The sequence below is a fragment of the Haemophilus influenzae genome (assembly GCF_019703545.1).
GTDB lineage: Bacteria > Pseudomonadota > Gammaproteobacteria > Enterobacterales > Pasteurellaceae > Haemophilus > Haemophilus influenzae_E.
Genome location: NZ_AP018771.1, coordinates 863,180 through 885,400 on the forward strand (window position 1 = coordinate 863,180; position 22,221 = coordinate 885,400).

The 22,221-nt window shown below is 37.7% G+C and carries 24 protein-coding genes and 1 pseudogene; 13 read left to right on the top strand and 12 right to left on the bottom strand.

Annotation, left to right across the window (positions count from 1 at the left end; genetic code table 11):
- The 10 genes from mnmA to K6J66_RS04320 form a co-directional block, all read right to left on the bottom strand.
- Entirely contained in the window at positions 1-1,152 is a 1,152-nt protein-coding gene (mnmA, locus tag K6J66_RS04275) for a tRNA 2-thiouridine(34) synthase MnmA (protein WP_089503503.1), read from the bottom strand.
- Positions 1,153-1,268: 116 nt separating this feature from the next.
- Complete coding sequence (gene nqrM, locus K6J66_RS04280; RefSeq protein WP_005660836.1) at positions 1,269-1,529, bottom strand: (Na+)-NQR maturation NqrM; 261 nt, start codon at positions 1,527-1,529, stop codon at positions 1,269-1,271.
- Positions 1,530-1,531: 2 nt separating this feature from the next.
- Positions 1,532-2,572: an FAD:protein FMN transferase gene (locus K6J66_RS04285; protein ID WP_038439075.1), complete on the bottom strand. Its 1,041-nt coding sequence runs from the start codon at positions 2,570-2,572 to the stop codon at positions 1,532-1,534.
- 143 nt (positions 2,573-2,715) lie between these two features.
- Positions 2,716-3,951, bottom strand: coding sequence for an NADH:ubiquinone reductase (Na(+)-transporting) subunit F (gene nqrF / locus K6J66_RS04290; RefSeq protein WP_005660831.1), 1,236 nt, complete (start codon positions 3,949-3,951; stop codon positions 2,716-2,718).
- A gap of 12 nt (positions 3,952-3,963) precedes the next feature.
- Positions 3,964-4,560 (bottom strand): NADH:ubiquinone reductase (Na(+)-transporting) subunit E, encoded by a 597-nt coding sequence (gene nqrE, locus K6J66_RS04295; protein WP_110442694.1) that lies wholly within the window; start codon positions 4,558-4,560, stop codon positions 3,964-3,966.
- A 3-nt stretch (positions 4,561-4,563) separates the two neighbouring features.
- On the bottom strand, positions 4,564-5,190 hold the full coding sequence (nqrD, locus tag K6J66_RS04300) for an NADH:ubiquinone reductase (Na(+)-transporting) subunit D (protein ID WP_005648665.1): 627 nt from the start codon (positions 5,188-5,190) through the stop codon (positions 4,564-4,566).
- Positions 5,190-5,924 (bottom strand): Na(+)-translocating NADH-quinone reductase subunit C, encoded by a 735-nt coding sequence (locus K6J66_RS04305; RefSeq protein WP_005658177.1) that lies wholly within the window; start codon positions 5,922-5,924, stop codon positions 5,190-5,192. The genes nqrD and K6J66_RS04305 overlap by 1 nt, the downstream gene beginning before the upstream one ends.
- The gene (locus tag K6J66_RS04310) at positions 5,917-7,152 is read right to left on the bottom strand and encodes an NADH:ubiquinone reductase (Na(+)-transporting) subunit B (RefSeq protein ID WP_038439071.1); all 1,236 of its coding nucleotides are present in this window, start codon (positions 7,150-7,152) and stop codon (positions 5,917-5,919) included. Before K6J66_RS04310 ends, K6J66_RS04305 begins: the two co-directional genes overlap by 8 nt.
- A gap of 2 nt (positions 7,153-7,154) precedes the next feature.
- A complete protein-coding gene (locus K6J66_RS04315) occupies positions 7,155-8,498 on the bottom strand; it encodes a Na(+)-translocating NADH-quinone reductase subunit A (protein WP_005671165.1) in 1,344 nt (447 codons plus the stop codon).
- A gap of 290 nt (positions 8,499-8,788) precedes the next feature.
- On the bottom strand, positions 8,789-9,100 hold the full coding sequence (locus K6J66_RS04320) for a BolA family protein (protein ID WP_005668108.1): 312 nt from the start codon (positions 9,098-9,100) through the stop codon (positions 8,789-8,791).
- A 93-nt stretch (positions 9,101-9,193) separates the two neighbouring features.
- Here K6J66_RS04320 and K6J66_RS04325 point away from each other — a divergent pair, with 93 nt between their 5' ends.
- Both K6J66_RS04325 and gorA read left to right on the top strand, forming a co-directional pair.
- Positions 9,194-9,793, top strand: a complete 600-nt coding sequence (locus K6J66_RS04325; RefSeq protein ID WP_038439066.1) for a YajG family lipoprotein — start codon at positions 9,194-9,196, stop codon at positions 9,791-9,793.
- A 216-nt stretch (positions 9,794-10,009) separates the two neighbouring features.
- Positions 10,010-11,380, top strand: coding sequence for a glutathione-disulfide reductase (gorA, locus tag K6J66_RS04330; protein ID WP_038439064.1), 1,371 nt, complete (start codon positions 10,010-10,012; stop codon positions 11,378-11,380).
- A gap of 108 nt (positions 11,381-11,488) precedes the next feature.
- On the opposite strand, the gene asd is transcribed toward gorA, so the two are convergent.
- Positions 11,489-12,358, bottom strand: coding sequence for an archaetidylserine decarboxylase (gene asd / locus K6J66_RS04335; RefSeq protein ID WP_038440225.1), 870 nt, complete (start codon positions 12,356-12,358; stop codon positions 11,489-11,491).
- 157 nt (positions 12,359-12,515) lie between these two features.
- On the opposite strand from asd, the gene yceD reads away from it, so the two are divergent.
- From yceD to hflC, 11 genes and pseudogenes are all read left to right on the top strand, one after another.
- Entirely contained in the window at positions 12,516-13,040 is a 525-nt protein-coding gene (gene yceD, locus K6J66_RS04340) for a 23S rRNA accumulation protein YceD (RefSeq protein ID WP_005660861.1), read from the top strand.
- A gap of 22 nt (positions 13,041-13,062) precedes the next feature.
- Positions 13,063-13,233, top strand: a complete 171-nt coding sequence (gene rpmF, locus K6J66_RS04345; RefSeq protein WP_005544470.1) for a 50S ribosomal protein L32 — start codon at positions 13,063-13,065, stop codon at positions 13,231-13,233.
- 22 nt (positions 13,234-13,255) lie between these two features.
- A pseudogene (locus K6J66_RS09605) lies at positions 13,256-13,378 on the top strand (phosphate acyltransferase PlsX); the annotation flags it as partial.
- A gap of 41 nt (positions 13,379-13,419) precedes the next feature.
- Entirely contained in the window at positions 13,420-14,370 is a 951-nt protein-coding gene (locus tag K6J66_RS04350; protein WP_038439062.1) for a beta-ketoacyl-ACP synthase III, read from the top strand.
- Positions 14,371-14,943: 573 nt separating this feature from the next.
- On the top strand, positions 14,944-15,882 hold the full coding sequence (fabD, locus tag K6J66_RS04355) for an ACP S-malonyltransferase (protein WP_005660869.1): 939 nt from the start codon (positions 14,944-14,946) through the stop codon (positions 15,880-15,882).
- A gap of 16 nt (positions 15,883-15,898) precedes the next feature.
- Positions 15,899-16,627 carry a 3-oxoacyl-ACP reductase FabG gene (fabG, locus tag K6J66_RS04360; protein ID WP_038439061.1) on the top strand — a complete coding sequence of 243 codons (729 nt, stop codon included), beginning with the start codon at positions 15,899-15,901 and terminating at the stop codon, positions 16,625-16,627.
- Between the two features lie 255 nt (positions 16,628-16,882).
- Positions 16,883-17,113, top strand: a complete 231-nt coding sequence (gene acpP, locus K6J66_RS04365; RefSeq protein WP_005544465.1) for an acyl carrier protein — start codon at positions 16,883-16,885, stop codon at positions 17,111-17,113.
- 203 nt (positions 17,114-17,316) lie between these two features.
- Complete coding sequence (locus K6J66_RS04370; protein WP_110442706.1) at positions 17,317-18,648, top strand: anaerobic C4-dicarboxylate transporter; 1,332 nt, start codon at positions 17,317-17,319, stop codon at positions 18,646-18,648.
- Positions 18,649-18,707: 59 nt separating this feature from the next.
- Positions 18,708-19,415, top strand: coding sequence for a 4'-phosphopantetheinyl transferase family protein (locus K6J66_RS04375; protein WP_038439059.1), 708 nt, complete (start codon positions 18,708-18,710; stop codon positions 19,413-19,415).
- Between the two features lie 121 nt (positions 19,416-19,536).
- Positions 19,537-20,757, top strand: coding sequence for an FtsH protease activity modulator HflK (gene hflK / locus K6J66_RS04380; protein WP_038439058.1), 1,221 nt, complete (start codon positions 19,537-19,539; stop codon positions 20,755-20,757).
- Positions 20,757-21,644, top strand: a complete 888-nt coding sequence (gene hflC, locus K6J66_RS04385) for a protease modulator HflC (RefSeq protein WP_005648629.1) — start codon at positions 20,757-20,759, stop codon at positions 21,642-21,644. Before hflK ends, hflC begins: the two co-directional genes overlap by 1 nt.
- Positions 21,645-21,685: 41 nt before the next feature.
- Here hflC and K6J66_RS04390 read toward each other — a convergent pair whose 3' ends face one another.
- Positions 21,686-22,120 (bottom strand): methyltransferase family protein, encoded by a 435-nt coding sequence (locus tag K6J66_RS04390; RefSeq protein ID WP_038439057.1) that lies wholly within the window; start codon positions 22,118-22,120, stop codon positions 21,686-21,688.
- Between the last annotated feature and the right edge of the window lie 101 nt (positions 22,121-22,221).

The following is a 22,221-nucleotide window of genomic DNA, read 5'->3' on the forward strand; positions in this document are numbered from 1 at the left end:
TTATATTCTTTCTGCGATAATACCGCCACCCAAACAAACTTCGCCAAGGTAAAATACGGCAGATTGCCCTGGGGTTACTGCTGATTGAGGTTCATCAAAAATAACTCGAATGATTTCATCATCAATTGGTTCAATCACACAAGGAATATCTTGTTGGCGATAACGCGTTTTCACCGTGCAACGTAATGACTCTCGAATTGGTTCGCGATCAACCCAATGTAATTGGCTGGCAATCAATCCTTTTGAAAATAAACGAGGATGATCGTGACCTTGCGCGACAATAAGTTCATTATTTTCTACATCTTTATCTACTACATACCAAGCCTCATCTCCCGCATTTTTTAGACCACCAATGCCTAATCCTTTGCGTTGTCCCAACGTGTGATACATCAAACCATCATGGCGACCAATAATTTCATCATTTACAGTGCGAATATTACCTGGTTGAGCTGGTAAATAGCGTGCTAAGAAATCCTTAAATTTACGCTCACCAATAAAACAAATACCGGTAGAATCTTTTTTCTTCGCCGTAATTAAGCCAAGATCTTCAGCAATAGCACGAACAATGGGCTTCTCGATTTCACCAACGGGGAATAAACTTTGCCCCACTTGTTTATGGCTTAAAGTATAAAGAAAATAACTTTGATCTTTATTGGCATCTAAACCACGTAATAGTTTTGCATTTTCATTATCTCCCGCTCTACGTACATAATGCCCTGTTGCAATATAATCTGCACCGAGATCTTCAGCTGCATATTCTAAAAATGCTTTAAATTTAATTTCTTTATTACACAAAATATCTGGGTTCGGCGTGTGCCCTGCTTTATATTCAGTTAAAAAATGCTCAAAGACATTATCCCAATATTCTGCCGCAAAATTAATTTTATGTAGTTTGATCCCTAATTTATCGCATACTGCTTGAGCATCTGCAAGATCAGCTGCGGCAGTGCAATAATCTGTATCGTCATCTTCTTCCCAGTTTTTCATAAACAGGCCTTCCACCTGATAGCCTTGCTGTTGAAGAATAAAAGCTGACACAGAAGAATCCACGCCACCAGACATACCACAAATCACTTTTTTTGTCGCATTTCTCGCAAGCTGTTCTTGCGTCAGTTGAGGAAAGTGTTGATTATAAGTATTTGAAATTAACATAGTTCTCCCGTAACTTCGGTTAAGGCGAAGCACATTGGTCATTGAATTAGAAAACGGCAAAATAATTTTGCCGTTAATTTTATTTTGCACATAAAGTGCGGTCAGTTTTGAGCAAGTTATTTCACTTCATAAAATTGCGAGTTATCATCTTTTTTCGCAAATTTTTGCTCATATTCAGCTTTTGCTTGTTCATCGCCTGCATCTAATTTTGATTGAAGCGTGTCGCAAGGTTTATCACAATCACAAGCTTTGTCAATACCAAGGCTAGATAAACCACCGCAGCTGCCTTTTAAACTTTGTTTTTTGATAATAAAGCCGATAGACATCAACAATATAATTGCGACGAAAGCGATTAAAGTAAAAAATAAAGTTTGCATAACTATTCTTTTGTTTCTGTTAATTTTTTGAAAGCAGAGGATGATTTGGTAACAAAACCATTATCTGTTCTAATGATTAAATAAACGGCAAGATTATTTTTCTCAGCCACTTCTAACGCCTTGTCTTCCCCCAGCACAAATAACCCTGTAGATAAGCCATCTGCAGTCATTGAGGTTGGTGCAAGTACCGTAATTGAGGCTAAATGATGCTGAATTGGATAACCTGTTTTCGGATCAATTTCATGAGCAAAGCGTTTGCCATTTTCTTCAAAGTAAATACGGTAATCGCCAGAACTTGCCATTCCCATATTGTTTAATCCAATGACAGCTTCAGCCGCTCTTTCGCCTGTTGTAGTTGGTTTTTCAATGGCAATCTGCCAAGGTTTACCTTCAATATTTTTTCCTTTCGCACGAATTTCACCGCCGATTTCAACCATGTAATTCTGAGCATTTAGTTGTTCTAACTTTTCAGCCACCTGATCAACGCCAAAACCTTTAGCAATTGACGATAAATCTACGTAAACTTGAGGAAGTGCTTTGCTTAATGTCGGTTTTGCACCACTCATATCAAGGGCAATTTTATCAATGCCAACCCAGGCTTGGCGTTCAGCTAATTGTTCTGGTGTAGGTTGCTTTTCGGGGCGTTTTTCAGGACCAAATCCCCATAAATTTACAACTGGACCAACAGTTACATCCAACGCGCCTTCGGTCACTTTATTTAAACGAATCGCTTCAGCTAATACTTTGGCAAAATCTGCTGAAATCTCAATCGGTGTGTTCACTTGGGTATTTTGATTGAAGCGGCTCAATTCCGAATCTTTTTTGTAAGTGGACATTTTCGCATTCACATCTTTTAAGATTGCTTCAATTTCTTCATGCGTCTTTTCAGATGTTGCTTTTATTGAACCATCATCAAGGTATTTAACATGATAAGTTGTCCCCATTGTTTTACCGCTTAAAGAGATAACTTTTGTTTCTTTTTGACAAGCAGCAAGACTTAATGCTATTGCTACCGCTATGATACCGCTTATTAATTTTTTCATCTGGATTTCCTAAATTTGTGAATTACTGGCAAACTCAACAAAACTTACCTGTAATCATAGAAAATTTTTAAAAACATCTTAAATTTTGACCGCACTTTATCACAAAGTGCGGTCAGCTTTTATGATGAATTGATTAACTAAAATCAGCCACCAAAGTCATCTAATAAAATGTTTTCATCTTCAACACCAAGATCTTTCAACATTTTAATTACAGCTGCATTCATCACTGGAGGCCCACACATATAGTATTCACAGTCTTCTGGTGCTTCATGATTTTTCAAGTAGTTTTCATAAAGTACATTGTGAATAAAGCCTGTATAGCCAGTCCAATTATCTTCAGGCAATGCATCTGAAAGTGCCACGTGCCATACAAAGTTTGGATTTTCAGCTTGTAATTGGTCAAAGTCTTCTTGATAGAATATTTCACGTTTAGAACGTGCACCATACCAGAACGACATTTTACGTTTAGAATGTAAACGTTTTAATTGGTCGAAGATATGTGAACGCATTGGAGCCATACCCGCACCACCACCGATAAATACCATTTCTGCATTAGTTTCTTTCGCGAAGAATTCACCAAATGGACCAGAAATTGTGACTTTATCTCCTGCTTTTAATGACCAAATGTAAGAAGACATTTGACCAGGAGGCGCATCAGGTTGGCGTGGTGGTGGAGTCGCAATACGAACGTTAAGCATAATGATACCTTTCTCTTCAGGGTATGAAGCCATTGAGTAAGCACGGATAATATGCTCGTCCACTTTAGAGACATAACGCCATAAATCGTATTTATCCCAGTCTTCGTGGTATTCTTCAGGAATATCGAAATCTTTATAGTTCACCACATGTGGCTCAGCTTCGATTTGGATATAACCACCTGCGCGGAAAGGCACTTCCTCGCCTTCAGGGATCGCTAATTTAAGTTCTTTAATAAAAGTTGCTTTGTTATCGTTAGAAATAACAGTACATTCCCATTTTTTCACGCCGAAGATTTCTTCTGGAAGTTCAACTTCCATATTACCTTTTACATTAACTTGACAAGCTAGACGATAACCTTCTTTTGCTTCACGTTTGTTAATGTGAGAAAGTTCGGTTGGAAGAATTTCTCCACCGCCATTTTTCACTTTAACAATACATTGACCACAAGAGCCACCGCCACCGCAAGCAGAAGACACGAAAATACCTTTACTTGCTAAAGCCCCTAATAATTTGCCACCTGCAGGTAATGTGATCGCTTTTTCAGGATCGTCATTGATGTCGATAGTAATATCACCAGAATCGACTAATTTTGATTTCGCAAATAAGATGATTGCCACTAACACTAATACAATAACCGTGAATGCGGCAATACCGAGTGCAAGAATTACTGAATCGCTCATTGATTACACTCCTTATAATTGAATACCAGAGAAAGACATAAAGCCTAGTGCCATTAAACCAACAGAGATAAAGGTAATACCTAAACTTTTTAATCCAGCAGGAATATCAGCGTATTTCATTTTTTCCGTTAAGCCAGCAAGCGCTACAATCGCTAACATCCAACCTAAACCTGAGCCGAAACCATACACGATAGATTCAGGGAAATTGTAATCACGTTGAACCATGAAAGATACCCCACCAAAGATCGCACAGTTTACTGCGATTAAAGGTAAGAAAATCCCTAATGCGTTATAAAGAGATGGCATAAATTTATCTAACACCATTTCAAGAATTTGCACTAAACCAGCAATAACCCCAATGAAAGTGATGAAGTTTAAGAATGATAAATCTACACCTTCAATTAAAGCATTTTCTTTTAGTACATTTGCATAAATTAATTGGTTTACTGGCACTGCGATACCAAGAACGAAAGTTACCGCAATCCCAAGACCAAACGCAGTGGACACCTTTTTAGATACCGCTAAGAAAGTACACATTCCTAAGAAGAAAGAAAGTGCCATATTTTCAATGAAGACTGCCTTAACAAATAGGCTAATATAATGTTCCATTGATTACTTCTCCTGTTGTTCTGGTTTCCAAGTTCTTAATCCCCAGATCACAAATCCGATGATAAAGAATGCACTTGGTGCAAGTAGGAATAAACCATTTGCTTGATACCAGCCACCATTTTGAATAGTTTCGAAAATAGTCATACCAAATAATTTACCTGAACCGATAAGTTCACGGAAAAATGCTACGATAATTAACATCGAACCATAACCTAAGCCATTTCCGATACCATCTACAAAACTTTCAACTGGAGGGGATTTCATCGCAAATGCTTCAGCACGCCCCATTACGATACAGTTAGTAATAATCAAACCAACGAATACTGAAAGTTGTTTAGATAAACCATAAGCATAGGCTTTTAGAATTTGATCCACTACGATAACAAGCGAAGCGATGATTGCGAGCTGTACAATAATACGAATGCTGTTAGGGATATAATTGCGGATTAGGGAAACAAATAAGTTTGATAATCCAGTTACTAAGGTAACTGCAATCGCCATAACAAAAGCAGTTTCTAATTTTGTTGTTACAGCTAATGCAGAACAAATCCCTAAGATTTGCAATGCAATAGGGTTGTTTTTAGCAATTGGCGCTAACAACAGATCTTTATAACTTGTTTTTCCAGACATTAGTTTGCTCCTGAATGAAGTTTTTCAAGATATGGACCAAAGCCATCTTTGCTGAACCAATAATTAAAGGTACCTTGAACACCATTACCTGTTAAAGTTGCACCAGATAAACCATCAATGCTATGTTCATCTTGTGGAGCTTGACCTTTCACAATACGAATGGCAGGTTGATGTTGCTCATCAAATAATTTTTTACCTTTAAATAGACTTGCCCAGTTTGGATTTTCAATTTCTCCGCCCAATCCCGGTGTTTCTCCGTGTTGATAGTAAGTGATTCCATTAATAGTATTACCATCTGGTTGAACAGATACTAAGCCATACATCACTGACCACAAGCCAGTGCCATAAATTGGTAAAATAACTTGTTGAGTTTGACCCTGTTCATCTTTTACAAGATAAACTTCAGTTGTTTTGCTACGAGAACGAATACGTGCTTTATCCGAATCAGCAGGAATTGCTTGTTGGCTATCATCTGCTTGTTGTGTGTATTCACCCGTTGCTAAATCAACGAAACGCGGCTCAATAAATTTTGCATAAGTTTCTTTTACATTCGTATTTGCTTGTAAAAGACCAGCTACATTTAAAATATTTTTTTGTTTATCGAGCAATTTTTGTTCTTCTTGTGCAGGCTTTAACATTACTGCGGAACCAGCAACAATAATGGAACAAACCAAACTCAGTAGTAGCACAACAAGGATTGTGCCGCCTACGCTGTCTTTATTAAACTTAGCCATTTGTTCTTGCTCTCCGACGTTTGATGTTTGCTTGAACAACGATGTAGTCGAAAATCGGTGCAAATAAGTTTGCAAATAAAATCGCTAACATCATTCCTTCTGGATAGGCTGGGTTTACAGTACGAATTAATACAGCCATTACGCCAATTAATGCACCGTACCACCATTTACCAGTATTAGTAAAAGATGCTGAAACAGGATCGGTCGCCATAAATACCATACCCAATGCAAATCCACCTAAAACAAAGTGCCAATGCCAAGGCATTGAGAACATAGGGTTAGTCTCTGAGCCAATTAGGTTAAACAAGGTTGAGGTTGCAATCATGCCAATCATCACACCAGCAATAATGCGCCAAGCTGCAATGCGAGTGAATACAATAACAGCACCGCCAATTAAAATTGCAAGGGTAGAAACTTCCCCCATTGAACCAGGTAAGTTACCAACAAAAGCATCCATCCAAGTAATTGGAGCGCCTGTTACGGTATGTTGCAATGCACCTTGACCACCTTGTGACCACTGTGAAAGTGCGGTTGCACCAGAGAAACCATCTGCGGCAGTCCAAACCGTATCGCCTGAAATTTGAGCTGGATATGCGAAGAATAAGAACGCACGACCAGCAAGTGCAGGGTTCATAAAGTTACGACCTACGCCACCAAAAATTTCTTTTGCAACAATGATACCAAAAGTAATACCTAATGCGGCTTGCCATAGTGGCAATGTTGGTGGAACGATCAAGGCAAATAAAATGGTTGAAACGAACATTCCTTCATTTACTTCGTGACCACGAACCACAGAGAATAACAATTCCCAAATAGTACAAACGGTAAATACCACTAAGTAAATTGGTAAAAAGAAAATTGCTCCAAGAGCCATTTTAGAGCCCCAAGTTGCATTGGCAGTTAAATCTAAACCTAATGAACTTGCAAGAGCATAGTGCCAATCGTTAGCAATTAGTTGATCTAAATTGCCTAATTGATTTAACGCTGGAATCGCTTGGTTACCCACATTGTACATCCCATAGAAAATCGCAGGGAACAACGCAAGGAAAACCGTAATCATCATACGTTTTGAATCTAACGCATCACGAACGTGAGTGTTTTTGTGCGTTACCGTACCTGGTGTATAAAGCAAGGTATAAATCGATTCAAAGATCGGATAAAGCTTGCTGTATTTACCACTGGGTAAAAACGCGGGTTCCATTTTTTCAAAAAGATTTTTCAAACCCATTTTTAACCTTCCTTCTCAATCTTATCTAAGACTTGACGCAAGATTGAACCGTATTCATATTTGCCTGGACAAACGAAAGAACATAACGCCAAGTCTTCTTCGTCTAATTCCAGACAACCTAACTCTTGAGCGCCATCGGTATCGCCCACGATTAAATCACGTAATAATAATGTAGGTAAAATGTCCAACGGCATGACGCGCTCATAGCTACCGATTGGCACCATTGCACGTTCGCCACCATTTTCTGAAGTAGTAAAATTAAACAATTTTTTACTGAAGTGGCCTAATACGGTACGAGTCACAGAATATTTATTGGCTTGTGGCATAATCCAACCAAAAAATTCTTTTTCATTACCTTCAGCGATTACTGATACTTGCAAAGCATAGCGACCTAAATAATCATGTGAATCTTTTGCTATTTGACCACAAAGAACTGAGCCAGAAATTACACGATTTTTACCCGCACTTAATTCATTTTGGGTTAATTGAGAAAGATTAGCACCGATTATTGTACGTACTAAACGAGGTTCTTTCACTTGAGGACCTGCAAGAGAAATTACTCGTTCTGAATAAAGTTCGCCTGTTGTAAATAATTTACCTACAGCGATCACATCTTGATAATTGATATGCCATACAGTTTTTTGAATACCGACAGGATCAATAAAGTGAATATGCGTCCCTACAAGACCAGCTGGATGAACACCAGTAAAATCATGAATCTGTAAATTTTCAAGATCAGCAGTGGGAATATTAGAATCGCCCGCTTTACATAAGTGTAATGGTTTTGAAGGGAATAGACGACTTAATACGGTTAAACCGTTAGTGAAGTCTTGCGAATATTCTTTTAATACGACAGAGGGATCGGCTGCTAATGGATTGGTATCCATCGCGTTTACAAAAATAGAAGATGCTTCACTTTCAATGGATGGAACTTTACTAAATGGACGAGTACGTAATGCCGTCCATAAGCCAGATTCTATCAAGTTTTGTTTTACTTGTTCAGAAGAAAGTGTATTCAATTGTTCTGTGCTATATTTTGCAAAAGTGATTTTTTCATCACCTTCTACATTAATAACAACAGATTGTAATACCCGTTTTTCGCCACGATTGATTGCAGTGATGGTACCGCTTGCAGGGGCTGTAAAAATTACACCAGGATTTTTTTTGTCTTCAAAAAGTACTTGACCTTTTTTCACAACATCGCCTTCGCGTACCTTCATTGAAGGACGCATCCCCACATACTCCTCACCTAGAATCGCAACTTGATTCACAGCGTTGCCGCTATGGATTACTTGTGCTGGTTTTCCCGCAATTGGGAGATCCAAACCTTTCTTAATTGTAATCATACTATTTGCACTACTTTTCAAGGTTAAAAATACAATTGCTAATATAGTAAAAATACCCTAGAAGCAATCTCACGTTTGAGTGTGACAAACCGCTAAAAAAACATTAATGTCACAAAATAAAAAACTCAAATGGATTGATTTCACAGTTAATAATTTTACCGAGAAATCGAATTTGGACTAAATTAAACGCCTCATTCTAGCGAAAATCTCTGTTTTTCGCTACTTAAACAGAGGGTTTTTTGTTAGAACTTTTTGCGATATATCAAAAATGTTACATTTTTATAACAAAATTAACGCCCAATACCTGCACATTTTGTTGAGTGCGGTACAGTTTCATTTTGTGCTTTCCATTCTTCTGGAGTGAATAAATGTAATGCTAATGCGTGAATACTATGATTTAATTCTTCGTTCAATAATTGATAAATACGCTGATGACGTTGTACTTTTCGAATATTTTTAAAGTCTGCGCTGACAATAACGCATTTAAAATGTGATTCAGAACCTCGATTAGAGTGATGTAAATGGCTTTCATTTTCTATTGCTAAAAAGTGCGGTTGAAATTCTTTTTGAATTTTTTGCTCAATAATTTGTTGAATTGACACTATAAGTTCTCCACAAAAACTAAAATGAAACGCTATACATTAATAAGGAAGTTTGTAAGAATAGCACAATTCTAATTGATTTATGGGGAAATTATGGCATTAGTAAACAAAATTAAAACATTATCATCAGTAGGTATTCTAGCTGCTACATTATTTCTTGCAGGCTGCCAAGCACAATCAAATATATTAGCATTTACACCGCCTGTGCCAAGTGCTTCAATGAATGTTAATCGAACTGCCGTTGTATCTGTTACAACAAAAGATAGCCGCACAATACAAGAGATTGCGAGTTATACGAAACACGGGGAACTGATTAAATTAAATGCATCCCCAAGTGTTACACAATTATTTCAGCAAGTGATGCAGCAAAATTTAATTAGTAAAGGCTTTAGAATTGGGCAATTAAATGGTTCAAATGCGTGGGTAACTGTAGATGTGCATGAATTTGGTACGCAAGTAGAACAAGGTAATCTTCGTTATAAACTTAATACTAAAATTCAAGCGACAGTTTATGTACAAGGTGCGAAAGGTTCGTATAATAAATCATTTAATGTCACGCATTCACAAGAGGGCGTATTTAATGCGGACAATGATGAAATTCATAAAGTGCTATCTCAAACTTTTAATGATATTGTGAACAATATTTATCAAGATCAAGAAGTTGCGGCTGCGATTAACCAATATTCTAATTAATCACATATCTACAGTGAGGAAGATTGAACAATCTTCCTCTTTTTCTATCACGCTATTTCATTCTACATACTAGGCTTCACATAAAATTATTTCAAACTAATCATCTGTTCAAAAGAATAAAAAATATTCATAAAACCAATTAAATCAATTTATAGCATTCTTTATAAAAATTAGGCAAAATACGGAAAATTTTTGAGTTCAAAAAAGGATCAAACTATGACTAAACATTATGATTATATTGCTATTGGCGGTGGCAGTGGCGGTATTGCGTCTCTAAATCGAGCAGCAAGCTATGGAAAAAAATGTGCAATCATTGAAGCAAAACATCTTGGCGGCACTTGTGTAAATGTAGGTTGTGTACCTAAAAAAGTAATGTTTTATGGCGCGCATATTGCAGAAGCAATCAACAATTATGCGCCAGATTATGGTTTTGATGTTGAAGTGAAAAAATTTGATTTTTCAAAACTGATTGAAAGTCGCCAAGCCTATATTAGTCGTATCCATACATCTTATAATAATGTATTAGCGAAAAATAATATTGATGTAATTAACGGTTTCGGAAAATTTGTCGATGCCCATACTATTGAAGTAACACTTGCTGATGGTACAAAAGAGCAAGTAACCGCAGATCATATTTTAATCGCAACAGGTGGCCGCCCATATCGTCCAAACATTAAAGGACAAGAATACGGCATTGATTCAGATGGTTTCTTTGCATTAACCGAATTACCAAAACGTGCTGTTGTTATTGGTGCAGGCTATATTGCTGTTGAACTTTCTGGCGTATTAAACAGCTTAGGCGTGGAAACACATTTATTAGTGCGTCGCCATGCGCCAATGCGTAATCAGGATCCATTAATCGTAGAAACATTAGTGGAAGTGCTTGCACAAGATGGAATTCAATTACATACCAATTCTACCCCATCTGAAATTGTAAAAAATGCAGATGGTTCACTTACTGTAAAATGTGATGGTCAATCTGATGTTACCGTAGATTGCGCTATTTGGGCGGCAGGTCGTGTTCCAGCGACAGATAAAATTGGCTTAGAAAATGCAGGTGTAGAAACAAATGAACACGGCTATGTCAAAGTAGATAAATATCAAAATACTAATGTGAAAGGCATTTATGCGGTAGGCGATATTATTGAAAACGGCATTGAATTAACACCAGTTGCAGTTGCAGCAGGTCGTCGCCTTTCTGAGCGTTTATTTAATAATAAACCGACTGAATATTTAGATTACAGTTTAGTTCCAACCGTTGTATTTAGCCATCCGCCTATCGGCACTGTAGGTTTAACTGAACCGCAAGCGATTGAGCAGTACGGCGCAGAAAATGTTAAGGTATATAAATCTTCTTTCACAGCGATGTATACTGCGGTAACTCAACATCGCCAACCGTGCAAAATGAAATTAGTTTGTGTGGGTAAAGATGAAAAAGTTGTGGGTTTACATGGTATTGGTTTCGGTGTAGATGAAATGATTCAAGGATTTGCAGTAGCAATCAAAATGGGCGCAACAAAAGCTGATTTTGACAATACGGTGGCAATTCATCCAACAGGTTCAGAAGAATTTGTAACAATGCGTTAATTGTTCAAATGAAAGAAGAAAAAGGCAGTAAGGTTATACTGCCTTTAAAGAAGTGAGAAATATCTATTTTCAGGATTTGTTTCTGTCATTTATGGAAATAAATCCTGTTTATTTTTTATATGCCAAGATTTCGCCCATGCGAACAGGTTCATTTACGCTTAAATGATCAGCCAAACGCACTTGATTGGCTTGGAATAAATTAATTACTGTTGAACCAAGTTGGAACCAACCCATTTCTTGACCTTTCAATAATTTGACCGCACTTTCGCCTTCATAAGTCCAAGTTTTCACTTCGTTGTGGCGTGGTGGATTAATTACGCCTGCCCAAGTTGTGCCAATACTTGCAGTGATGGTTGCACCCACTAAAATTTGTACCATTGTGCCAAATTCAGTATCAAATACACAAATCACACGTTCATTACGCGCAAATAAATTTGGTACATGTTGGGCTAAAAATGGATTCACAGAGAATAAATCGCCTGGCACATAAATCATCTTACGTAGCGTGCCATCGCACGGCATATGTACTCGGTGATAATCACGAGGAGAAAGATAAGTAGTGGCAAATTCCCCATTTTTAAAGGTTTCCACTAATTCTTTATCTTCTGCCAATAAGTCTTCTAGGCTGAAAAAATGCCCCTTAGCTTGCAATAAAAGATTATCGTCAATATGACCGCACTCACTAATGCGACCGTCTGCTGGTAAACAAAGTGCGGTTGGATTTTGATTAATTGGACGTGCGTTTTCTTTTAACGGGCGAGTAAAAAATTCATTAAAGCTTGCGTAATCAGAAAATTGTTCTTTTTGCGCAATGCTCATATCAATGTTGTATTTTTTCGCAAAAGCTTTAATTACAAAATGTGTTGTTTTGCCCCATTTTTGTTTAGCAAACCAGCCAGCAATTTGAGTTAAATAAATTTGCGGCATGACATATTGAAATGCCACTTTTAAGCGTTGCCAATAAGAATTTGAAGTCATCATTATCTTTCCTTGTTAAAAAAAGAGGCGTGATTATAGCAATTTTTATCAAAGTGCCAACTTTTTTGATAATTAGAAATTTTTCTCTCGTTATTATCCAATAAAAATGTGATTTCCCTTTGACTATCTTCGCAACAACGGGTAATATTCACGCCCTATGCAAAAGGTAAAACTACCCCTAACCGTTGATCCGGTAAAAGATGCTCAAAGACGGCTTGATTATGTTGGTTATTATTCGGCAAATCAGCTTGAGCGTTTGGCGGAATCAGTGGTAAACGTGCTCAGCGATGCACAGGTAACATTATCGTTTTATGTTGATCCACAAAAATTAGTGGTGATGAAAGGTAAAGTACAGATTGATATCGAGCTTGAATGTCAGCGTTGTAACGAACCTTACAAACAAACATTGGAATGTGAGTTTACTTATAGTCCAGTGGCTAATTGGGATCAGGCTGATGACTTGCCCGAAATTTATGAGCCAATCGAGTTCAATGAGTTTGGCGAAATAGATTTAATTGGCACGGTGGAAGATGAGCTAATTTTAGCTTTGCCGCTTGTACCAATGCATTCATCTGAACACTGTGAAGTGTCCGCGCAGGAACAGGTTTTTGGCGAATTGCCTGAAGAATTGGCAAAAAAACCGAACCCGTTCGCTGTATTAGCTAATTTAAAGCAAAAGTAAATTAAATTTAGGAGTATAGCCAATGGCTGTTCAACAAAACAAAAAATCTCGTTCACGTCGTGATATGCGTCGTTCACACGATGCTTTAACAACTGCTGCTGTATCAGTAGATAAAGCAAGCGGTGAAACTCACTTACGCCACCACGTAACTGCAGACGGTTACTATCGTGGTCGTAAAGTGATCAATAAGTAATTTTTTACTTATAGGTGTTCACTTGAACCGTCTAACCTTGGCGTTAGATGTGATGGGCGGGGACGTTGGTCCCCGTATTACTATCTGCATTCCATTAACATCGGAAAATAATCCGGTGTCGTCTTATCTCTTACTTGGCGATAGTCCATAGATTTTTTTCCTTTTTAATCGCTTATCTTATTGAGTATGAATAGTAGAATTTTATCCACCGGTAGCTATCTGCCGAGTCATATTCGCACAAATGCGGATTTAGAAAAAATGGTTGATACATCAGATGAATGGATTGTCACTCGTTCTGGTATCCGTGAACGTCGTATCGCAGCGGCAGATGAAACTGTTGCAACAATGGGATTTGAAGCGGCAAAAAATGCGATCGAAGCTGCTCAAATTAATCCTCAAGATATTGAACTGATTATTGTTGCAACTACAAGTCACTCACATGCTTATCCAAGTGCGGCTTGCCAAGTGCAAGGTTTATTAAATATTGATGATGCGATTTCTTTTGATTTAGCCGCAGCTTGCACAGGCTTTGTCTATGCTTTGAGCGTAGCTGATCAATTTATTCGTGCAGGCAAAGTGAAAAAAGCCTTAGTGATAGGCTCAGATCTCAATTCTCGTAAATTAGATGAAACAGATCGCAGCACTGTTGTGCTATTTGGTGATGGTGCGGGTGCTGTAATTTTAGAAGCGAGTGAACAAGAAGGAATTATCTCCACCCATTTACACGCTTCAGCAGATAAAAATAATGCTCTTGTTTTAGCTCAGCCAGAACGTGCTATAGAAAAATCTGGCTATATCGAGATGCAAGGTAACGAAACGTTCAAATTGGCAGTTCGTGAACTTTCAAATGTGGTGGAAGAAACACTTTCAGCCAATAATTTAGATAAAAAAGATTTAGACTGGCTTGTGCCACACCAAGCAAATTTACGTATTATTACAGCGACAGCTAAAAAATTAGAAATGGATATGTCGCAAGTGGTGGTAACGTTAGATAAATACGCTAATAACAGTGCAGCAACTGTTCCTGTCGCTTTAGATGAGGCTATTCGAGATGGCCGTATTCAACGTGGGCAGTTACTATTATTAGAAGCCTTTGGCGGTGGTTGGACTTGGGGTTCAGCGTTAGTGAGATTTTAGTTGATTTGATATAATTATTGATGATTTTAAAGTGCGGTAAAAATTGACCGCACTTTTTGTGTTAAATGTCAGGGGTTCGCCTGACGGCGACCTACTTTCTTTTACTCGTGTAAAAGAAAGTAGGCAAAGAAAACACGCCCCAGTTAAATCGCTGTTCTTTGCTTTGTTTCAATTTTCTTAACGGCAATTTGCTGAACTCGCTACGCTCAAACAGACGCAAATTGCCTAAAAATTGAAAGTCGCAAAGGCGATTTATATGGGGCCCCGAATTTATCAGAGCATTATTTAAAAAGTGCGGTTAATTTTAAATTCATTTTAAGAACAAAAAATATTTTGAGTTTTGACCGCACTTTAAATCGGATAAAGAACAAATTGGGTTCCCTTCTTTTCCACCTTTGTGGAATTGAATTTGTAGGAAATTTTCGTCTGTTTGAGCGTAGCGAGTTCAGAAAATTTCCGTTAAGCAAATTCAATGGAACAAAGGAAACAAGGAAAAGTAAGTCGCCATCGGCGAAACCCGATTTTAATTACCGAAGAAGAATTTTCAATTAAAAAACAATAGGACAAAACATAATGAAAAAATTCGCAATGGTCTTCCCAGGTCAAGGCTCCCAAGCTGTCGGTATGCTTGCTGATCTTGCCACTGAATATCCAATCGTTATTGAAACATTTAAACAAGCATCTGATGCGCTTGGTTATGATTTATGGTATCTTGTTCAACAAGGTCCAGCTGAAGAACTTAATAAAACATGGCAAACTCAGCCCGCACTTTTAGCGGCATCGGTAGCCATTTATCGCGTATGGCAAGAGAAGTTTCCTCAATTAAAACCAGAAGTGATGGCAGGCCATAGCTTGGGTGAGTATTCTGCCTTGGTTTGTGCTGGGGTGTTGGATTTCCAAGATGCGATTAAATTAGTGGAATTGCGCGGAAAATTAATGCAACAAGCTGTGCCTGAAGGCACTGGCGCAATGTATGCAATCATTGGTTTAGATAATGAAGCAATTATTAATGCTTGCAAACAAGCAGAGGAAGGCGAAGTCGTATCTGCGGTGAACTTTAACTCACCGGGTCAAGTAGTTATTGCGGGTGCGAAAGCTGCAGTTGAGCGTGCGGCTGCATTATGTAAAGAAGCAGGGGCGAAACGTGCATTGCCGTTAGCTGTGAGCGTACCTTCTCACTGTGCATTAATGAAACCTGCAGCCGAGCAATTAGCGGTAACACTTGATAATATTCAAATTAATACACCAACAATATCGGTATTAAATAACGTTGATGTGAAAGCTGAAACTGAAGGCACCGAAATTCGTACCGCACTTGTTCGTCAGTTATATAGTCCAGTTCGTTGGACTGAAACAGTTGAAAAAATGGCGCAAGATGGTGTTTTAGCGCTTGTTGAAGTGGGGCCAGGTAAAGTATTAAATGGTTTAACCAAACGCATTGTGGGTGATTTACAAGCAATATCTGTAAATGATGTTGCATCATTCAATGCGGTAGAAGAATTTTTAGCGTAAGTAAAAGGAAGAAAAAATGCAAGGTAAAATTGCTTTAGTGACAGGGGCTAGCCGTGGTATCGGTCGTGCGATTGCAGAAGAACTTAGTTCAAAAGGTGCATTTGTAATTGGTACAGCAACTTCTGAAAAGGGTGCAGAGGCGATCTCGGCTTATTTAGGGGATAAAGGTAAAGGTTTAGTTTTAAACGTCACGGATAAAGAATCTATCGAAACCTTACTTGGACAAATTAAAAATGATTTTGGCGATATTGATATTCTCGTGAATAACGCAGGTATTACTTGCGATAATTTATTGATGCGTATGAAAGATGAGGAATGGTTTGATATTATGCAAACTAACTTAACTTCTGTGTATCATCTTTCTAAAGCCATGTTACGTTCAATGATGAAAAAACGTTTTGGTCGTATCATCAATATTGGTTCAGTGGTTGGTTCAACGGGTAATCCAGGACAAACTAACTATTGTGCGGCAAAAGCGGGTGTGGTTGGTTTTTCTAAATCTTTAGCGAAAGAAGTAGCTGCACGTGGTATTACTGTAAATGTGGTTGCACCAGGTTTTATTGCAACAGATATGACAGAAGTGCTTACGGATGAACAAAAAGCGGGGATCTTATCTAATGTTCCAGCTGGACGTTTAGGCGAAGCAAAAGACATAGCTAAAGCTGTTGCTTTCTTAGCTTCTGATGATGCAGGTTATATCACGGGTACAACGTTACACGTGAATGGTGGCTTATACTTAAGCTAAAATTTGACATTGATTTATGGGGGATTTCTAAGCAATAAAATCATAGCCAAAGATTTTAGATAATGCTAAAATCCGACTCGCAATGTAACTTGGTTACGCCTTGAGCGTATGCAAAGGTACGTAACTATATTTGATGTGTGTGTTCACATTGCCTATTTTGTGGTGCGACCAGACCATAAAATAGTTGCAAGTTACTAAAAAATACATACACTAACAGCTCTTTTATGAGTTAAAACTAACAAATAGGAAAAACAAATGAGTATTGAAGAACGCGTGAAAAAAATCATCGTTGAACAATTAGGTGTTAAAGAAGAAGATGTTAAACCTGAAGCTTCTTTTGTTGAAGATTTAGGTGCAGATTCATTAGACACAGTTGAATTAGTAATGGCTTTAGAAGAAGAATTTGATATTGAAATTCCTGATGAAGAAGCTGAAAAAATTACCACTGTTCAATCTGCGATTGATTACGTGCAAAACAATCAATAATTTTAAGTTGGGCGACGTTTTAAGTCGCCTAATTTTTTTCTAATAATCCTCTTTAAAATTACCGCACTTTTTATTTTTCCCTTTCATAAACATTGATCTAAATTATCTTTTACTTAAAATCTTGGTTTAAATTTTAAAAAATAATTTAGTTATATGCCTAAAAAGAAGTATTATTTGCATAGTTTTTCATTTTTGAGGTGTTTATGCTTTACTTAGAATTTTTATTTTTACTATTAATGCTCTATATCGGTAGCCGTTACGGCGGTATCGGATTAGGTGTTGTTTCTGGTATCGGTCTTGCTATCGAGGTTTTCGTATTTCGTATGCCAGTGGGGAAAGCACCGATTGATGTTATGCTTATCATTCTTGCAGTGGTGACTTGCGCATCCGTACTTGAAGCAGCTGGCGGTTTGAAATTTATGTTACAAATTGCTGAACGCATTCTCCGTAAAAATCCAAAACGTGTCACTTTACTCGGCCCATTAGTCGTCTATTTATTAACCTTTATGCTTGGTACTGGTCACTCTGTTTACACAATTATGCCAATCATCGGCGATGTTGCATTGAAAAACAAAATTCGTCCAGAACGTCCAATGGCAGCGTCTTCGGTAGCATCGCAATTAGCCATCACATCAAGCCCACTTTCTGCAGCTGTTGTATTTTATCTAGGTAAAATTACAGCAATGCCCACTTTTGAGCATATTAGTTTATTAGATATTATTTGTGTAACCGTTCCTGCTACTTTAGCGGGTACGATTGTGCTTTCTTTATACAGTATGCGTCGTGGTAAAGAGTTAGAACAAGATCCTGAATATCAACGTCGTTTACAAGATCCAGTATGGCGCGAACGTATTTTAAATACTACCAGTACAACATTGAATGAAACCCTTCCGCAAGGGGCAAAAAAATCTGTTTACCTATTTTTACTTGCTTTAGTTGTGATTGTTGCGATTGCGATGATTCCTGAAATTCGCACTATCGGTAGCGGAAAAGCAATTTCAATGTCACTTATCATTCAAATGATGATGCTTTGCTTTGGCGGTGTGATTTTACTCGCAACGAAAACAAATCCTCAAATCGTGCCAAATGGCGTGGTATTTAAGTCAGGTATGGTAGCAGCGATTGCAATTTATGGCATTGCGTGGATGAGCGACACTTACTTCAAATATGCAATACCTGAATTTAAAGCTGCGATTACTGATATGGTGCAAACTTACCCTTGGACATTCGCATTGGCGTTATTTGCAGTCTCTGTTGTAATTAATAGCCAAGCTGCCACTGCTGTAATGTTATTACCTGTGGGTATAAGTTTAGGTATTCCTGCGCCAATCTTAGTTGGTTTAATGCCTGCAACTTATGCGTATTTCTTCATTCCAAATTATCCGTCAGATATTGCAACAGTAAACTTTGACGTAACGGGTACAACAAAAATTGGTAAATATTATTTTAACCACAGTTTTATGGTGCCAGGTTTAATTGGGGTTGTTGTTGCTTGCTTGGTCGGTGTTTCTGTGGCGGAATTAGTGATTCGCTAATTTACACACAAACTAAATCCTTTTAATATAAAAGCACCTTTGAATGGTGCTTTTATTTTATGACAACCTACATCGCCTACGGCAATATAAATCAACCTTTTTCTTTGGAATCCTTACCCGATGAACTGATTCCAGAAAATCTATATCAAATTGAAACGGATAGCTCGCGTGTTTTTCAGCGTCATCAGTGTCGTCGGCTTGCCCACTTATTACTTTTCCAACTTCTAAAAATAGCAGGAAAATCCACCGCACTTTTATCTCAAATTCATCGTACTGAAAGTGGCAGACCTTATTTTCTTGATGAGCGAATAGATTTTAATATTAGCCATTCTGGTAATTGGGTGGCGGTAATATTAGATATTAGAAAAGAAGAAAAAAGTGCAGTGGGAATTGATATTGAATTTCCTAAAATAAGAAATTTTACGGCGTTGATGGAGCATATTGCACCAAAAGAAGAAATTGATTGGTTTCATCATCAGCAGGATTCTTTGAACGCTTTTTATCGTTGTTGGTGTTTGAGAGAGGCTGTATTGAAATCTCAAGGATTTGGGATCGTAAAATTATCCAATGTTCGTCATTTTCCTGAACAACAAAAAATTTTTTCAGATTATTGTCCGCATGGTCAGTTATGGTTTACTGATGAACTCCCTATTTATTTAGCCGCTTTTGTCAATCATCAAGAAAAATTACCGCACTTTTATGAATGGAATAGAGAAAGTTTACAGATAAAAGAACTTGAAAAATATGTTCTTTATGAAGTGAATTAATCAAAAAAATCCTTATATAAAATCAAGGATTTTTTATTGCCTAAAAAGCCTTGTATTTTCATAGACGTGCCCCATTTATTTAGCTAAACTCTTAACAATTTTTTGACAAATGGAGAATGAAATGTCACAGAACGGTTCAGATCGCGATCCTTGGAGTAAACCAGGGCAAAGCAACGACCAACAGCCGGGAAATTCATCCAATAATAATGGATGGAATAACAATCAAAATCGTGGAAATCAAGAGCAATCTCCGCCAGATATTGAGGAGATTTTTAATAATCTGCTTAAAAAATTAGGTGGTGGAAATAAAAAGAGCGGTCAAAATAATGGCAGTTCTCAAGGCAATACGCCATTTCATTTTGGCAAAGTTATTCCACTTGCTGTAGCGATTGGTGCGATTATTTGGGGCGTAAGCGGTTTTTACACCATTAAAGAGGCTGAACGCGGTGTGGTGCTTCGTTTTGGCGAGTTACATTCTATTGTTCAACCCGGTTTGAACTGGAAACCAACATTTTTAGATAAAGTATTGCCAGTAAATGTGGAGCAAGTAAAAGAGTTGCGTACACAAGGTGCAATGCTGACTCAAGATGAAAATATGGTAAAAGTGGAAATGACAGTGCAATATCGCGTGCAAGATCCTGCAAAATATCTTTTTAGCGTAACAAATGCAGATGATAGTTTGAATCAAGCGACAGATAGTGCATTACGTTATGTTATTGGGCATATGTCTATGAATGATATTTTAACCACAGGTCGTTCTGTCGTGCGTGAAAATACTTGGAAAGCTTTGAATGAAATTATCAAATCCTATGATATGGGACTTGAGGTTATTGATGTGAACTTCCAATCTGCGCGTCCACCTGAAGAAGTAAAAGATGCGTTTGATGATGCAATTAAAGCACAGGAAGATGAACAACGTTTTATTCGTGAAGCGGAAGCCTATGCACGTGAGAAAGAACCGATTGCACGCGGTGATGCGCAACGTATTCTTGAAGAAGCAACAGCTTATAAAGATCGTATCGTGTTAGATGCAAAAGGTGAAGTGGAACGTTTGCAACGCTTGTTGCCAGAATTTAAGGCTGCGCCAGATTTACTGCGTGAGCGTTTATATATTCAGACGATGGAAAAAGTGATGGCAAATACCCCAAAAGTAATGCTTGATGGCAATAATGGTAATAATTTAACTGTGTTACCGCTAGAGCAAATTATGGGCAAAAAATCGGTAACAAGTGCGCCAAGTGCGGTCAATTCTTCGCCTGCTTTTACTGCGCCAGAACGTCAAAATTCTTATCAGCCTCAGCCGACTACCGTTGCGCCGATTCGTCAAGGGAGATTTAACTAATGCGTAGATTTTTATTACCTGTTATTTTCGTGATTGCGGCAGTCGTTTATTCTAGTATCGTCGTTGTAACGGAAGGTACCCGTGGCATTATGTTACGATTTAACAAAGTACAGCGTGATGCTGATAACAAAGTGGTTGTATATGAACCGGGCTTGCATTTTAAAGTGCCTTTAATTGATAGCATCAAAGTTTTAGATGCACGTATTCGTACTTTAGATGGCTCTGCAACACGTTTTGTTACTGTTGAGAAAAAAGATTTGCTAGTGGATTCTTATGTGAAATGGAAAATCAGTGATTTTGGTCGATTCTACACATCTACTGGCGGTGGCGATTATGCTCAAGCTGCAAATTTATTAAGTCGTAAAGTAAACGACCGTTTACGTTCTGAAATTGGTTCACGCACGATTAAAGATATTGTTTCTGGTACACGTGGAGAATTAATGGAAGGGGCAAAAAAAGCTTTAAGTTCAGGACAAGACAGTACGGCAGAATTAGGTATTGAAGTGATCGATGTGCGTGTAAAACAAATTAATTTACCAGATGAAGTCTCTTCTTCGATTTACCAACGTATGCGTGCAGAACGTGATGCAGTGGCGCGTGAACATCGTTCTCAAGGGAAAGAAAAAGCAGCATTTATTCAAGCTGATGTAGATCGCAAAGTGACGTTAATTCTTGCTAATGCAAATAAAACTGCACAAGAATTACGAGGTTCAGGCGATGCAGCTGCAGCAAAATTATATTCAGATGCTTTTGCTCAAGAACCAGAATTCTTTACTTTTGTGCGTAGCTTAAAAGCCTATGAAGCGAGTTTTGCAAATTCTGACAATATAATGATTTTAAAACCAGATAGTGATTTCTTCCGCTTTATGCAGGCACCGAAAAAATAGAGTTTAATTTGATAAAAACACCTTCCTCGTGAAGGTGTTTTTTATAGCCAACGTCTTACTTTTTGTTTGTAACGACGATATTCATCGCCAAATTTATTTTCCAAATAGGCTTCTTCTCGGGCTATTTGAAAGCGATTCATCACTAGTATAAAGACAATCACGCCTAACCAAGCTAAACTATTACCTAACCAAAGCGTCCAAGCAAGCAAAATTAACAGCAAACTTAAATACATTGGGTTACGGCTAAATCGAAATATGCCTGTGGAAACTAATTTTGTTGTGCCTTTAAAGTCACGAGGATTAATGGAGGTTTTACATATAAAGAATTGCATAACGCTGCTTAAAGCAATCAAAAATGAAAGGGAAATAACAAAAACAATCACTGAAAAATGGACAGAATAACTAGCAATCTTTGGCAAAAAATACATTGCTATGGCAATGAATAAACAGAGTAGTGGTGGTGGAATAAATAACATCGCTAAATCTTATTAATAAAAATGCCAGCTCTTTATAGAGCATTTAAAGTGCGGTCAAAATTTGTGTTAATTTTGCTTTAATTACTTTTATTTTGCATAAA